Source organism: Niallia circulans, from assembly GCF_007273535.1.
GTDB lineage: Bacteria > Bacillota > Bacilli > Bacillales > Cytobacillaceae > Niallia > Niallia circulans_B.
The window spans coordinates 2,960,829-2,976,265 of sequence record NZ_RIBP01000004.1 but is presented as its reverse complement, the minus strand read 5'-3'; the positions used below and the strand labels follow the sequence as shown (position 1 = coordinate 2,976,265).

The 15,437-nt window shown below is 37.1% G+C and carries 17 protein-coding genes and 1 riboswitch; of the genes, 13 read left to right on the top strand and 4 right to left on the bottom strand.

What is annotated here, in order from left to right; genetic code table 11:
- Positions 1–7 precede the first annotated feature (7 nt).
- The 4 genes from CEQ21_RS22680 (at position 8) to htpG (ending at position 5,130) form a co-directional block, all read left to right on the top strand.
- Positions 8–769, top strand: coding sequence for a DUF1129 family protein (locus tag CEQ21_RS22680; RefSeq protein WP_185766481.1), 762 nt, complete (start codon positions 8–10; stop codon positions 767–769).
- Positions 770–1,008: 239 nt separating this feature from the next.
- Positions 1,009–1,422, top strand: a complete 414-nt coding sequence (locus CEQ21_RS22675) for a GNAT family N-acetyltransferase (protein WP_185766480.1) — start codon at positions 1,009–1,011, stop codon at positions 1,420–1,422.
- Between the two features lie 86 nt (positions 1,423–1,508).
- Positions 1,509–3,089 carry a catalase gene (locus CEQ21_RS22670; protein WP_419181604.1) on the top strand — a complete coding sequence of 527 codons (1,581 nt, stop codon included), beginning with the start codon at positions 1,509–1,511 and terminating at the stop codon, positions 3,087–3,089.
- A gap of 166 nt (positions 3,090–3,255) precedes the next feature.
- Positions 3,256–5,130, top strand: coding sequence for a molecular chaperone HtpG (htpG, locus tag CEQ21_RS22665; RefSeq protein WP_185767390.1), 1,875 nt, complete (start codon positions 3,256–3,258; stop codon positions 5,128–5,130).
- 383 nt (positions 5,131–5,513) lie between these two features.
- Here the strand turns inward: htpG and CEQ21_RS22660 are convergent, their stop codons facing one another.
- Positions 5,514–7,013, bottom strand: coding sequence for an FAD-dependent oxidoreductase (locus tag CEQ21_RS22660; protein WP_185766478.1), 1,500 nt, complete (start codon positions 7,011–7,013; stop codon positions 5,514–5,516).
- 169 nt (positions 7,014–7,182) lie between these two features.
- Between CEQ21_RS22660 and CEQ21_RS22655 the strand changes: the two genes are divergently transcribed.
- The 9 genes from CEQ21_RS22655 to CEQ21_RS22615 all read left to right on the top strand — a co-directional run bounded on the left by CEQ21_RS22655 (position 7,183) and on the right by CEQ21_RS22615 (position 12,891).
- Positions 7,183–8,283: an EAL domain-containing protein gene (locus CEQ21_RS22655; protein WP_235907312.1), complete on the top strand. Its 1,101-nt coding sequence runs from the start codon at positions 7,183–7,185 to the stop codon at positions 8,281–8,283.
- Positions 8,284–8,338: 55 nt separating this feature from the next.
- A riboswitch (SAM riboswitch) is annotated at positions 8,339–8,456 on the top strand.
- Positions 8,457–8,576: 120 nt separating this feature from the next.
- Positions 8,577–8,753, top strand: a complete 177-nt coding sequence (locus tag CEQ21_RS22650) for a Fur-regulated basic protein FbpA (RefSeq protein WP_185766477.1) — start codon at positions 8,577–8,579, stop codon at positions 8,751–8,753.
- Between the two features lie 70 nt (positions 8,754–8,823).
- Positions 8,824–9,207 carry a ribosomal maturation YjgA family protein gene (locus CEQ21_RS22645; RefSeq protein WP_185766476.1) on the top strand — a complete coding sequence of 128 codons (384 nt, stop codon included), beginning with the start codon at positions 8,824–8,826 and terminating at the stop codon, positions 9,205–9,207.
- A gap of 278 nt (positions 9,208–9,485) precedes the next feature.
- Positions 9,486–10,145 (top strand): 7-cyano-7-deazaguanine synthase QueC, encoded by a 660-nt coding sequence (queC, locus tag CEQ21_RS22640; protein ID WP_185767388.1) that lies wholly within the window; start codon positions 9,486–9,488, stop codon positions 10,143–10,145.
- 5 nt (positions 10,146–10,150) lie between these two features.
- The gene (queD, locus tag CEQ21_RS22635) at positions 10,151–10,633 is read left to right on the top strand and encodes a 6-carboxytetrahydropterin synthase QueD (protein WP_185767387.1); all 483 of its coding nucleotides are present in this window, start codon (positions 10,151–10,153) and stop codon (positions 10,631–10,633) included.
- Complete coding sequence (queE, locus tag CEQ21_RS22630; RefSeq protein WP_185766475.1) at positions 10,630–11,352, top strand: 7-carboxy-7-deazaguanine synthase QueE; 723 nt, start codon at positions 10,630–10,632, stop codon at positions 11,350–11,352. Before queD ends, queE begins: the two co-directional genes overlap by 4 nt.
- 193 nt (positions 11,353–11,545) lie before the next feature.
- A complete protein-coding gene (locus CEQ21_RS22625; RefSeq protein WP_185766474.1) occupies positions 11,546–11,926 on the top strand; it encodes a hypothetical protein in 381 nt (126 codons plus the stop codon).
- Positions 11,916–12,446, top strand: a complete 531-nt coding sequence (locus tag CEQ21_RS22620; protein WP_185766473.1) for an aminodeoxychorismate lyase — start codon at positions 11,916–11,918, stop codon at positions 12,444–12,446. The genes CEQ21_RS22625 and CEQ21_RS22620 overlap by 11 nt, the downstream gene beginning before the upstream one ends.
- 142 nt (positions 12,447–12,588) lie before the next feature.
- Positions 12,589–12,891 carry a Parvovirus coat protein VP1-like protein gene (locus CEQ21_RS22615; RefSeq protein WP_235907311.1) on the top strand — a complete coding sequence of 101 codons (303 nt, stop codon included), beginning with the start codon at positions 12,589–12,591 and terminating at the stop codon, positions 12,889–12,891.
- Positions 12,892–12,904: 13 nt separating this feature from the next.
- On the opposite strand, the gene CEQ21_RS22610 is transcribed toward CEQ21_RS22615, so the two are convergent.
- The 3 genes from CEQ21_RS22610 to CEQ21_RS22600 form a co-directional block, all read right to left on the bottom strand.
- The gene (locus CEQ21_RS22610; protein WP_185766471.1) at positions 12,905–13,252 is read right to left on the bottom strand and encodes a hypothetical protein; all 348 of its coding nucleotides are present in this window, start codon (positions 13,250–13,252) and stop codon (positions 12,905–12,907) included.
- A gap of 145 nt (positions 13,253–13,397) precedes the next feature.
- Positions 13,398–13,682, bottom strand: coding sequence for a hypothetical protein (locus CEQ21_RS22605; protein WP_185766470.1), 285 nt, complete (start codon positions 13,680–13,682; stop codon positions 13,398–13,400).
- 353 nt (positions 13,683–14,035) lie between these two features.
- Positions 14,036–15,304 (bottom strand): glycoside hydrolase domain-containing protein, encoded by a 1,269-nt coding sequence (locus CEQ21_RS22600; protein WP_185766469.1) that lies wholly within the window; start codon positions 15,302–15,304, stop codon positions 14,036–14,038.
- Positions 15,305–15,437 lie beyond the last annotated feature (133 nt).

Below are 15,437 nucleotides of genomic sequence, written 5' to 3'. Positions count from 1 at the left end.
ACAAAGAATGGAGCTTTCAGCAAAAAGTCAGGAATTTATCGATAATCTTCAGTTATATTTAATGACCAGCGGAAAAAAAGAAGCAGAAATTAATGAGATAGTCGAAGAATTGACAGATCATTTAGTTGAGGCAGAAAAGAACGGAAAAAACATAACAGAAATTACAGGTGACTCACCGAAAGCCTATATGGAGAGCTTAGCTAACGAAATGAAAACAGATTATAAAGAATGGTTGAAGTTTATTCCTCTTGTGTTTTTGAGTGTGATTGCATATCAAATTATCAGTGATGCACTTTTTAATGAATTGAGCTATACATTATCAGTTATTATTGGTCAGCCTATTATTATTTGCTTCATGCTTTTAATGTTTGTGGTTACGTTCAAATGGTTTGCTTTAAGATCAGAGGCTTTATCAAAAAAGATGGTTATTGGTGTATTTACACTTAATTTTCTATCTACTGCAGCATTTTTTCTTCTTTTGTATTTCGGTAATAAAGGTGCACCTGTATTGGTAATTGATAGTTTTCTTGGGAAGATGGGAGTTACTGCAATTGCTTTGCTTTTCCTAATATGGTTTTCATGGTCGTCTAAATCTTGGGCACCTTTCGTTCCATTAATCGTCTATATTCCAACATTAGCTGTAGAATTTTTGCCACTTTCTATTGAGGAAAAAGCATTATATTCCTCCATGATATTCATTATTCTATCCATTATATTTATTCTAATTGTTTTCATTAAAAACAAAGCAGAAAATGCAAAAACAGTATAAGTTTTGAAATTACTCTATAGTAATTTTCAGATAATTGATAGGCATAAAATCTTAAAGATGAATAAATTTCCGTTGCAGGATTGAGATACTTAAAGTTACAAGAAAGTTAAAAACCAGCAGCGGAAACTAAATTTAAACAGTAAACACCTAAAATAGGTGTTTTTTCAAACTAACAATTGCATATTTATTAATAATATTGTATAAATATTATATAAACAAACGTACTGAGGAGATTAACAATGGACTACGAAATAACAAATGAACTCCCAACATTTGAACAGTTTGCAGCACTGCATGAAGCAAGTGGACTGCTGCAAAACAAAAAAGGAAATTATACACGCGAACAACTATATGAGGCAGCTAAAAACAGCTGGTATTATACAGCTATTTATCATAATGAAACATTAACAGCATTCGGAAGAATGATTTCAGACGGTGTTTATCAGTCACTTATTTGCGATGTAATGGTAAATCCCGATATGCAAGGACAAGGTCTTGGTAAAAAAGTGATTGAGGAGCTTATCCAAAAATGCAAAGATAGCGGCATTCAAACAGTCCAGCTTTTTTCGGCAAAAGGCAAGCATTCTTTCTACAAGAAACTTGGCTTTCAAGAAAGAGAAACAGACGCTCCCGGCATGACAATTCTCATCTAACTGTAAAAAGCAGCGAAGAAAATATTGTGAATTACAACTAAAATATGCATATCAATCCTAAATTTGGTAACGATATTGTTATACATATGAAGGAGTTGAGATGTTTGGAAGAAAAAATGAATGAGCCTACCGGCGAAGATTTATTAACAAATCGCCAAGGTCATCCTGTAACAGATAATCAAAATGTACGTACCGTTGGGAATAGAGGCCCGACTACATTGGAAAACTATGATTTCTTAGAAAAAATTACACACTTTGATCGTGAAAGAATCCCTGAAAGGGTTGTTCACGCAAGAGGTGCTGGGGCGCATGGGTATTTTGAGTCATATGGTACTGTCGGGGATGAACCTATTTCCAAATATACAAGGGCAAAGCTTTTCCAAGAAAAAGGCAAACAAACACCATTGTTCGTGCGTTTTTCAACAGTTGTCCATGGTCTTCATTCTCCAGAAACGTTAAGAGATCCACGAGGATTTGCGATTAAGTTTTATACAGAGGATGGCAACTGGGATTTAGTCGGAAATAACTTAAAGATTTTCTTTATCCGTGACCCGCTGAAATTTCCTGATATGGTTCATTCGTTTAAACCAGACCCTGTTACAAACCTGTCAGATCCAGAAAGAATGTTTGACTTTCTTGCGTTGACACCTGAATCGATGCATATGATTACATTCTTGTTTTCGCCATGGGGGATTCCTGCGAATTACCGCCAAATGCAAGGTTCTGGTGTTCATGCCTATAAATGGGTGAACGAAGAGGGAAAAGGTGTTCTTGTGAAATACCATTGGGAGCCAAAACAAGGCATCAAGAACTTAACGCAAAAAGAAGCAGATGAGCTTCAAGGAAAGAACTACAGCCATGCAACACAGGATTTATATGAAGCGATTGAAAAAGGCGATTATCCGGAATGGGAGCTATTTGTACAAATCATGGAGGATGGAGAGCATCCAGAGTTGGATTTTGATCCACTTGATCCGACAAAGCTTTGGTATAAAGACGATTTCCCTTGGCTTCCAGTCGGAAAGATGGTTTTGAACAAGAATCCGGAAAACTACTTTACAGAAGTAGAGCAAGTTGCATTCGGTACAGGTGTAATCGTGGATGGAATGGACTTTTCTGATGACAAGCTTCTTCAAGGAAGAACCTTCTCCTACTCTGATACACAGCGACACAGAGTCGGAACAAACTATCTGCAATTACCAATCAATAAGCCGAAAAAGCATGTTGCGACAAATCAGGAAGGCGGGCAAATGGACTTCCGTACAGATTTTGGAAAACATCAAAATCCACATATTAATTATGAGCCATCTGTTATCGGCGGCTTAAAAGAAGCGGAAAATCCAGGCAAAGAGCATGAGCCCTATGTGGAAGGCGAAGTGAAACGGGAAAAAATCTCTCGTGAAAATAATTTCGGACAGGCTGGCGAAACATACAGACGCTTTTCTGATTTTGAAAGAGAGGAGCTCATTAGTAACCTATCTTCCGCACTTGCTGCTTGTCGTAAGGAAATCCAAACAAAAATGGTCGATATGCTGACACAATGCGATGAAGATTACGGGAAAAGAATTTCAGAAGCAATCAAGAAAATAACGGAAACAAGAGTCGATCAAATGGAAGAGGCTGTGCAATCAGCTAAGGATGTTTCCCATCCATCTGATCCATACTAAAATGATTTAGCCTGCTGATTAAGTAACAGCAGGCTACTTTTTGTTGTTGTGTTGACATGATTCCAAATATATGGTATTAAATAAGCGTTAGCACTTGAAATCTATGAGTGCTAAATGTGTTACATATTCGTTTATTCTTACTTTTGAAAGGAGCTATTTGCTAATGATGGAAACAAAGGAATTCAAAGCCGAATCAAAAAGGCTTCTCGAAATGATGATTAACTCTATTTACTCACAAAGAGAGGTATTTTTAAGAGAACTGATTTCTAATGCAAGTGATGCCATTGATAAAATCTATTACAGGGCATTATCAGATGATGCAATAACCTTCCATAAAGAAGATTACTATATAAAGATTAAAGCAGATAAACAAAACCGGACATTAACGATAACGGACAGTGGCATCGGTATGACAAAAGAAGAGTTGGAGAATAACTTAGGAACAATTGCCAAAAGCGGGTCTCTTGCCTTTAAGAATGAAACAGAGCTTAAAGACGGCCATGATATCATCGGCCAGTTTGGTGTAGGTTTCTATGCTGCCTTTATGGTTGCAGATGTTGTTACTGTTACTACAAAATCTCTGGACAGCAATCTTGCCTACAAATGGCAATCAAAGGGTGCTGACGGCTACACAATAGAAGAAGCTGTTAAGGAACAAGTCGGAACGGAAATAGTGTTAACTTTAAAGGAAAACAGTGAGGAAGACCGTTATGACGAGTTTTTAGACGAGCATCGATTAAAACAAATTATCAAAAAATACTCCGATTTTATTCGTTACCCTATTAAAATGGATGTCTCTATTTCTGCTCCAAGCCAGGAGGACTCTGGAGAATTTGCTGAGTTTGAGGAAGAACAAACGATTAACAGCATGGTGCCGATTTGGAGAAAAAACAAAAGTGAACTAACAGATGAAGATTATGAGCGCTTCTATGAGGATAAACGGTATGGGTTTGATAAGCCGTTAACACATATTCATGTGAGCGTGGATGGGGCAATCCGCTATAATGCTATATTGTATGTACCAGAGAAGGCACCATTTGATTATTATTCAAAGGAATATGAAAAAGGTGTAGAGCTGTATTCTAACGGTGTGCTGATTATGGAAAAATGTGCCGATCTGCTGCCAGATTATTTCAGCTTTGTAAAAGGGCTTGTTGATTCAGAGGATCTGTCCTTAAATATTTCCAGAGAGATGCTTCAGCATGACAGACAGCTGAAAAAAATAGAAAAAAACATCACAAAAAAAATTAAAGGCCAATTGAAAACATTGTTAAAGGACGAGCGGGAAAAATACGAAGCATTTTATCAATCATTTGGCAGACAACTGAAATTCGGAGTCTATAATGACTTTGGTGCAAATAAAGAAATGCTGGAGGATTTACTGCTGTTTTATTCTTCAAAGGAGAAAAAGCTCGTTTCTTTAGATGAATATGTTGCAAATATGGCAGACGATCAAAAATATATATACTATGCAACAGGTGAATCTATTGAAAGAATTAATAAACTTCCGCAAACAGAGCTTGTCGCTGACGAGGGCTACGAGATTCTGTATTTCACTGATGATATAGATGAATTTGCGATTAAGATGCTTCGTGTCTATAAAGACAAAGAATTCAAATCTGTCTCTGCAAGCGACCTTGGTATTAATGTCGATGATAAGGAAACGACAGAAACAGGGGAAGAAGTTAAACCATTACTGCAGTTTATGAAGGATGCCCTAAACGGCAAGGTGAAGGATGTCAAAATATCAACAAGATTAAAATCTCATCCAGTTTGTCTTTCGACAGAAGGCGAAATAACGATTGAAATGGAGAAAATCCTTAACGCGATGCCTGACAGTCAAGGTGTGACAGCCGATAAAGTGCTTGAAATCAATACAAGCCATGAAGTATTCCAATCATTAAAAACAGCATTTGCACAGGATAACGATAAGCTAACATTGTATACAAATCTATTATACAATCAAGCATTACTTATTGAAGGACTTCCAATTGAGGATCCAGTGGAATTTACTAATAATATCTGCAAAATTATGGGGTAGAAACGAAGAGGCTGGGACAAAACAAAAGATATCTCTCTAAACACGAATAATAGAATTACAAGAAAAATGAAGGTTATGTCTAAATAGAATTTTGAGATAAAGTTAGTTCGTTTCATTGCGCTGCACCCACTCGCTTTCCTTGTCTTCGCCTGCGGGGTCTCATCCTTTCCTCTATTTCCCGCAGGAGTCGAGTGGCCTCCGCTCCATTCCACAAAAATTTCTAATTTTTTGTATTTAAACTAAAAACAAAAAACCGAACTATTTAATCAATAGTTGATTAAGTAGTTCGGTCTTTACGCTGGTTCACATACTTATGTCCCAGCCTCTTTTTGTGCAGAATAAATCGGTTTACAAAATAGTAAAGACCACATAATCTTCTCTGTTTATTGATATTTTTTTAAAGGTTCGTCTGCCGGTCCCTCTAAAACATCTCCATCATAAGAAAATCTCGAGCCGTGACACGGGCAATCCCAGGTTTTTTCGCCATTGTTCCAAGCTACCTCACATCCAAGATGGGTACATGTTGTATCGACCATATGAACAGTGCCGTCTTGGTCCTTGTAACAACCGACCTTTTTGCCGTTGATACGCAGAATGGAAGCTTCATCAAGGGATAATTCCTTTTCTTGATTAACAGCTTGGAGCTTACCGCCAATCAAATGCTTTGCTACATCTAAGTTAATACTTATAAATTTGCGTAAGCTCGGGTCCGAATAGAAGCGGGAGGGTGTATACAATTTCTCATAAGGATTTTGTTTATTCATTACCAAATCAGCAAGCAAAAGGGATGCTGCTGCACCGTTCGTCATCCCCCATTTCCGATAACCTGTTGCCACAAATACAGAGTCATGGCCTTTTTTAATACAACCAACATACGGGACTTTATCAAGTGTGATTAAGTCTTGGGCTGACCATTCGTAAGCAACCTTATCTGTTTTTAGTACATTTTGCCCGAATTCCTTGAGCGCTTCATAATGCCTTGCTGTATCTTCGTCTTGTCCTGTTTTATGACTGTCGCCACTTATTAAGATGTGCTTTTTACCGTCATGTGTAACAGGGCGCAGCGATCTTGTAGGTGTATCAGCGCTATAGTACATTCCGCCAGGATACTCATTCGTTTCTTCCACTGCCACAATATATGACCTTTCTGGATACATTCGGGCAAAATAAAAGCCGTTTGCATCATAAAATGGAAAGTGGGAGGCACTGATAACCTTATCGGCATGTACCTTAAGGCCATCTCGAGTAATAACTGAAACTTTTTCTTGTTGATTTTCCTCAACATCTGTAGCTGTCGTGTTTTCAAAAATCTGCACATTTTCGAATTTCTTTATTAATTGTTTGAAAAACTGTAATGGGTGAAATTGATATTGATCCTTCATTACTAATGCTGCTTTAATCGGGATGGGAAGTGGAATAGAGTTTACTAGCTCACAATCTATGCCGATTTTTTGATATGCGGCATGTTCCTTCTTCACTTTTTCTGCATATTCATCTGTCACAGCATACAAAATTGCATCATGCTTTTCCAGTCCGCAGTCTATATCCAGTTCTTCTGCCAAAATTTTAATAAATTCCATCGCATTCTTATTTGCTTCGTAATATAGTTTAGCTTTTTCTAATCCCATATTATTTAGCAGCTCATCATAAATCAGTCCGTGTTGTGCAGTAATTTTCGCTGTTGTGTAGCCTGTTGTACCACTCATTACTGTATCTGCTTCAAGCAGTACAACTTGATGACCTTGTCTGCCGAGCAAATAAGCTGCTGTCAATCCAGTAATTCCTCCACCAACAATACAAATCTCTGTTTCCTCATCAGCAGAAAGCTTTGGGAATGTTGGTAACTTTACTGACTCTTTCCATAATGATTGATGTTCCTTCATACAATTTCATCTCCTCTTTTGTTTAACTTTATGTTTCCCAGCAGAGGAAATAAAAAACAGTTAATCCAAAAAAACATAGGAAAAAGTCGCAATTCTTGCCTACATTTTCAGAATAAACTATAGTAAAATAGTACTAAAATATTGTTTACTTGTTAAGTTTATAGGGAAAATGAACGATAAACATCTAGACGTAAAGAATGAATTGGAGGAAGCAAATTTGGTTTGTGATGTATGTGTTCCAAGAGCAAAGGGATATAGTGTTTTTTTTCAAGATGCACCTTCCATGAAACTTCTCTTAGACTATCTCAAGGAAAGCTGTAGTGATGAATATAAATTGGTAGACAATACAACTGTTTGGCTGTTAGAGCCTGTCTTTTTTTCGTTTGTCGATTATGCAGCAGTCCATTTAAGTGATTCTGATGTTAAAGCAGTCGAAGCAGATGTTTTTAATCCAACAAAAAAGAAAAGAAACAAAAAACCGATTCATCAGTTTGCAAAAGAAAGGGAAACTGCTTGGATTGATGAGCTAATAGAAGAAAACAGAATTATAACTCATTATCAGCCAATTGTTCGTATGGAAGAAAACACTCCAACAATTTACGGACATGAATTCCTGTCAAGAGGCTTGAACAAAGACGGTTCCATTATTCCTCCATTTAAACTCTTCGAGGCAGCCAGAGTTCGAAACAGAGTTTTCTCATTAGATCGTGCTTGCCGTCTCCAATCTGTTAGAAATGCTGGTATTGTGAAAGATAAGTTAATTTTCATTAATTTCATCCCGACCGCTATCTATGTTCCTGAACATTGTCTTGCAAGCACCTTTGCTTTGATTAAGGAATTAGGAGTAGTACCTTCACAAGTAGTATTTGAGGTAGTAGAGACAGATGAGGTGCAAAATATAGAGCACTTAAAGTCCATTCTTTCCTACTACCGAAAGCATGGCTTTAAATATGCACTGGATGATGTTGGCACAGGCTACAATCATGTTGATAAATTAGAGCAGCTCGAACCGGATGTAGTGAAGCTAGCAATTGATTTTGTCAATGGTGTCAGCAAGGATAAGCAGAAGCAAGTGGTCGCCCAAAACGTATTACAAAGAAGTCATTCTATTGGAGCACTTGCCCTAGCAGAGGGTGTCGAGCATATCGACGATTTTTACTTTCTAAAAAACATGGGATACGATTTATTTCAAGGATATATGTTTGCAAAGCCTTTAGCAGTACCAATAACAGATAAAGAACTGCAGAATACGATGCTGCAGCAGTCTTAAGTATTGACATTTAAGATTCTATATGTTTAAATAAATCCAAATATTATATTTCAAAAACTTATCCAGAGAGGTGGAGGGAACTGGCCCTTTGAAACCTCGGCAGCGGGTTCATCATTTTGATGAAAACTGTGCCAATTCCAATGACGCGATTTATTCGGTCTAACAGATAAGAGGAAGAAATGCATACGACAATGCATTATATGTAATGAAAAAATCCTCTTCTGTTTAAGAAGAGGATTTTTTCATTTCCTCCCTATAAAAAGACTAGGATGAGTTTTACAGGAGGCAAAATAATGGACTTTAAACATGCATCGTCTTTTCAAGATGAAAAGGATGATTTGATTGAGAAACTTATAGCACTTGGTATCTATAAAAAAGAGGCTTTTCATTTATTTGAGCTCACGATAACAGAGCTAGAGGAAGTGTATGCACAAGCAGCCTGCAATCAGAATGACTTGAGTCAAGGATAGGGTTATTGTTGTTGAATTAAAGTATTGTTGTGTAAAATGGATAGCGATCACAAAAAAGGCTGGTGCGAAAATGAAGAGAGCAGCAATATATATAGCAGCAGTTATTATTTGTGTACTTATTGGCTTGTCATCAAGATATACAAATCTTTACCCAAACATAATTCAGGTTCATCTTGGTGATGCCGTGTGGGCGAGTATGATTTACTTTGGTTGTAGGCTAATCTTAACTTCTGACAAAATATTTCCCGCATTCCTTTATGCACTTTTATTTTGCTACTTCATTGAATTAAGCCAGTTGTATCAAGCAAATTGGATAGTGCAAATGCGCAGCACATTAATAGGAGGACTTATCTTAGGAAAGGGTTTTTTATGGATCGATTTAGTGCGGTATGCACTTGGGATTTTAGTAGCTTTTTGTATAGATTATTTTCTATTAAAAAGAAAAACGGGCTAAATCCTGCTTCCATAAAAAGGTGCCATTAATTTAATTATTTGTGTTTTCATGTATTTACGATATAATAATGGTTGAGTTTTTAACAGTCCTAGGCATTTATGCCGATAATTTAAGATTTGAGAGGTTGTAGCCCCCCTCTTTAAAAAAACTAAGAAGAAGCAGCACTTCTCTCTTGGAGTGCTGCTTTTTTTTATGAAAAGGCTAAGGTAAGTTTAATATTGGAGCAACAAATATGAATATCCTTGTTGCGGTTTGGTAGAAAGGGAGTAATAAGTATGTTGAGAGATGAAAAAGCAGTAGTAGTTTTTAGTGGCGGTCAAGACAGCACTACATGTTTATTCTGGGCATTGGAAACATTTAAAGAGGTGGAAGTTGTTACCTTTAACTATAATCAAAGACATAAGGCTGAGATTCAATGTGCCATTGATATAGCAGAAGAGGTAGGAGTTAAGCATCATCTATTAGATATGGAATTACTTAATCAATTAGCACCAAATGCTTTAACAAGAAGTGATATTGAAGTCAAAGAAGGCGAAAACGGGGAGCTTCCTTCTACATTTGTGCCAGGAAGAAATCTTGTTTTCTTATCCTTTGCTTCTATCTTGGCAAGCCAAATCGGCGCAAAGCATATTATTACAGGTGTTTGTGAAACAGACTTCAGCGGATATCCAGATTGCCGTGATTCATTTGTTAAATCACTTAATGTGACACTTAATTTGGCAATGGATACTTCTTTTGTTATCCATACACCATTAATGTGGCTTGATAAAGCAGAAACATGGAAGCTTGCTGATGAATTAGGCAGACTTGATTATGTTAGAGAAAAAACATTAACTTGCTATGAAGGTGTTATTGGGAATGGCTGCGGTCAATGTCCGTCCTGTGTTTTGCGAAAGGCTGGATTAGATAAATATCTTCAAGAAAAGGAAGCGAACTGAGAATGATGGATACAAATTTCTTCGGCTTTAAAATCGTCGAAAACCTGCAAAAATTCGGCAAAGACATAAAAAAAGAAGAGCTGAATTATCATCAAAAAAGAGTTTTGATTTCAAAGGAATTCACTTTTGATGCAGCCCATCATCTTCATTGCTATGAAGGAAAATGCAAAAACCTTCATGGGCATACTTATAAGGTCATTTTAGCAGTTAGCGGATTAACAAATGAAATTGGGCTTGTTATCGATTTCGGTGACTTAAAAAGTATTTGGAAGGATAAAATCGAAATTTATCTGGACCATCGCTATTTAAATGAAACACTTCCAAGCATGAACACAACGGCAGAAAATATGGTTGTTTGGATGTATGAAAAATTGAATGCTGAGTTACAGCAATACAACAATGACTTCCAGCGCTTAAGAGTGGAATATATAAAGCTTTATGAAACACCAACGAGTTTTGCAGAAGCAAGAAGGGAATGGATGGGATGAGCAAAATACCGGTGCTTGAAATTTTCGGACCGACAATACAAGGAGAAGGCATGGTTGTCGGCCGAAAAACGATGTTTATTCGTACTGCCGGGTGCGATTACCGCTGCTCATGGTGTGATTCTGCTTTTACGTGGGATGGCACTGGAAAGGATGACATCGTCCTGATGACAGCGGAGGAGATTTGGGACAGACTTTATGAAATAGGTGGAGATTGCTTCGATCATGTCACCATTTCAGGCGGCAATCCAGCGCTTCTGACAAATCTTATCCATTTTATTGAATTGGCTAAGAAGAAAAATATCCAATTGGCATTGGAAACACAAGGTAGCAAATGGCAGGATTGGTTCGAGCATATTGATGATTTGACCATTTCCCCTAAGCCGCCAAGCTCTGGAATGAATACTAATTTCGCCATATTGGATGATATTATTGAGAAGTTATCAGAACTTAATAACATATTCAGCTTAAAGGTTGTTGTATTTAATGAGGCTGATTACGAATATGCGAAGCAAGTGCATAAGCGCTACCCGCAAGTACCATTTTATTTGCAGGTCGGAAATGATGATATTACAAACGGCAATAATGAAGAATTGCTTCATAAGCTGTTAGCAAAGTATGAATGGCTTATTGATTTAACAATGAATACAAAAGAAATGAATGCTGTTCGTGTTCTTCCACAACTTCATGCGTTAGTATGGGGAAATAAGAGAGGCGTATAGACTACAGAATACCTTTTTTATCCATACAAACAGGTTGGAAATACCTATATATCAGGCTTTAATTCCTTTTTATTGGATAATCTTATCTTACTAACGGAGGAATTTTGTAGAATATAATCGAAAAATCACGGAAAAGCATGTATAATAGACTTTTAGAATAGTAGATTCTAACAAGAGGGAGGATCTGATAGTAATGGAATGGACATTAGCCATTTTATTTGGTGCAGCACTATTGCTGTTGATTGCTTCAACAATCAGAAGCCGAAGAACAGCTAAAGCAGAACAAAGGGAAATCGATATGATTCACCTTTCTGTGACAGAAGAATTGACACAGCTGCAAACACAAGTGCGCAATCTAGAGCTCGATATAGAGATTATTGAAAAAGAAACAGGCGTACGTTTATCTTCAGCTGATCGCGTTAAATTAAGAGAAGTTTTAGATTTGCATCGTCGCAAATATTCTATTGAAAGTATTGCTGGCCAAAAGAAGCTTCCAGTAGAACAAGTGGAAAAAATGCTTGCTCCTTTTATTTTGGAGAAAGACGAAAGGAGACCTGTTGTAAATGAAGCCTAGTATCATCAGTAGTTTTGCAGCAGGTTTACTCTTAGCAGCAGCAGTCAGCAGCGTTGCCTATTTTGTCACAAAAGAAGATGCACCAAAAGCAGCAGAAACTACAGCTACAAATACTCCAGCAACAGAGGAGAATTCAGAAGGTGTTGAAACAACACCGACTGTCGAAGAGATGCAAGATATACTTTCATCCTCAGGATATGTAGTTCAAACAAAAGAAGCAGCAGAGAAGGCAGAATCAGACTGGCAGAAAAAAGTCGATGCTGCTGAAGAAAAAGCAAGTGAAACTGAGAGCAATGGTGATGTAGTGTTCCGCACTAGCATTTACGTATCAAACGGTATGACAAGTATTGATGTTGGTAACGCATTGAAGGATGCTGACATCATTAAAATGAGCGGCTTTGAATTCTCCAAAGAAGTAGAGAAAAAAGGCGTTGAAAAATACTTGAAACCGGGCTCTTATAAAATTGACAGCTCCATGTCAACAAACAAAATTATATCTACTATTTTCCAAAAACAATAAAAACCAATCACTTATGATGTTTGTATGCTATTATGACATACAAACAAATCGTAAGTGATTTTTTGTGTTTTAGGTTTTACACCATACCTTTTTTTGCAAAGTCCATAAAATGTTAACAGAAGCTTTTATGGAAGGTGAAAAAATGAAAAGGACGAAACGAAACAGAGGGTTTTGCCTGCCAGGAGGCTATCGGTATTGCGGACCTGGCTGCAGTGGTCCTGGTGCGCCAATAAACTATGTCGATTCATGCTGCAAGCGCCATGACGACTGTGTAGCACGATATGGATCTAGTTGCCGATGTGATAAGCAGTTAATCGAATGTGTTCACAGGAAAACGAGTGAACGGACGCACGAAGGCAGTACAGCAAGACTTATTTCTGGCTTTATGAAACTGCGAACAGATGTGAAATGTCCAAAACAAAAAAGGTCCCATCGCAGCAGGTAACAGCGTTAATTGATCATTGTTTTTGGGCAGAAGGAAACGAAAACAACTTCTGGATATGTTCCTTATCACGATAAGATCGATAGGAAACAAGGATTTGATCCTCTTGGGAAGCGTCCAGCTGCAGGATATAATCACGTTTTTTCTCTAAGTAATAATGGATTCCTTCTGCCTGCAACTCATAAAAATAATAAAAGTCTCCTAATAAAAACTGACTAACCATATTTGTATCAACATGCTTTTCAATAAAATCTGCTAGCTCTAAGACAGAAACAGTTGGTTCTTGTTGAATTTGCACAGATTCTGCTGTCTGCATAAATGTATTTTTTGCTTTTGCCAGCATAGCTCCAAAGAAATTATTCATTGCCTGCCTCCTGTAACTATTTGTAATAATAGTATGTACAATAATGTGTTAGGTATCCTTATGGGAGTCTCGAGGTTATTTGGAAGTAGGAATAAACCGAAACAACTGCAAATACATAAAAAAAAGGATCTTAAACAAGACCCTTTTAAGAGAACCTAAATGTAAATAAAACGAGTGTTAAGCCAACTACCCACAGCATCGGTATTAAGTTAATGATAATTGCTGCTGTTTTTCTTTTGTTCCTGAATATCCAGGAAAGAATCGTACACGCAATAACGGCAACTGGATATAAACTAATGATAAGGACAAATAGAATATTATAAAAGCTGAAACCACCGTCAAAGCTCATGAATGAAAGCCCCCAAATAGGCAGCCAAGGTATAAGGCAAAGCACATAAATAATTTGTGTAATAATTAGATAAATTCTCATATTTCACCCCCTTATTAAAATATATCACTCTTCATTATATGAAGAAGTGTCGTGATTTATATACATCTTAAGACTAGTGGTCATATGTCTCACAACGCATCTTGTCACTATAATTAGATGTAAGTAAGAAGGGCGTTTTCTTCTGCCACTATTTCTTATGTACATGTAATCTTTTCCCATTATTCTTCGTGCCTGCTATGAGAAAAGACTCACCTTACGTAAGCTTATATTAATTCCGATTATTAGTCTATTCATTTTGAAAAAAACCCGAAATTGTTGTGGTGTATTCATACTGACAGAAGCAAGGCAAAGACAGAAAAAACTGGCACGATTTTAATTCGTGCCAGTTTTTTTTAAGCTTTCCACAGTACATCTGTTAATTTGCTGTCAAACAAATTAGTATCAATATTGCATGTTTCTGCATCGATTCCATATTGCCAGCCATATGCCAACGAACCTTCTGGTGCATCCACATTAAAGTCTGGTGCATTTTCTTCTGTTGATACGCCAATACTTGGGGATGCTGACCAAATAAATGTGTTATCCTTTATTTCTTGCTTGTTTTCAGCAGCTTGGTTGAAAGTATTTACTAATTCACTGCCACTGTCAAAAACGCCATAGATGCCTGGCTCAAACTTAGATGCATTCATTTCATCATACCAGCCTTCAATAAAGGCAGCATCAACAGGGTAGGTTGGCTCAATATCTGCAAATATAGCAACCCCATCAGGTGTTCCTAGCTCATTTGCCAGATAAATCGCCTCTTTTGCTTCATTTACACCATTGTCATAGCCTGTGGCGTCATTAAAGCCATTGTGAATAAGCAAAACATCTGCATCATTTTCATGAATCAAGTCAATTTGTGCACTTGTTAAGCCTGCTGAAACGCCTTCATTATGACCTAAATAGCGTGCCACCACTTTTGGGTTTCCAAAGTTCTCGTTAACACATGCATAAAACTCTTCTGTTGTTTCACTTGCTGAATCAATTCCCCAAATATAAACAGGCTCTTCCTCGGAGGAATTATTATTTTCATTAGATGCTTCTTCTTCCGTTGCTTGCTCCTCATTAGAAGAATTTTCATTGCTGCTATTACTATTCTCTGTTTGTGAAGGCTTCTTACTAGTAGTTGTAATAGCATTAATCACGTCCACATTAACTTGAAGCTGAATATTATTAATTAAGTTGTTTTCTATTTTAGTTTGACCTGTGCCAGTTACCTCATTATTGATGCTATTATTCAAAGAACCAGTCAGTGTACCGTTTAAAAGACTTTCTAGTTTATTGGTAAGCGTCACTTCTGCATGATCACTGATAGAGTTTGTTAAACTATTTTTAATGTCTGCATCCTGACTGTCTACCTCATTTTTAATCGAGCTCTCAATATCTGCCTTCGCTTCACCGCTTACATTGTTTTGGATATTATTCGTAACAGATAGGTTTGAACTTGTTTGGTCTGTGTTTTGTTGGTTAGACTCATTTTCCGTGCTAACATTGCCAGTAGCATTAGAACTGTCCGCAACAGCTGTCGGGTTAGATTTTGAATACAAGAATGCACCGATTCCCAATAAAATAATCAAGAAAGCCGAAGTTGCAATGATTAAATATTTTTTCCAATCCATCGTATCACACCTTCCTTTAGTCCTCTTAATTACAATATGTTGAATTGCAACCTTTGTTCGGGCTTGTCTGATAGGAGGAGTGGAAGAATTTTTTCTTGCTTGTATAGCTAAAGAGGGGTGTGGAAAAGCTAAA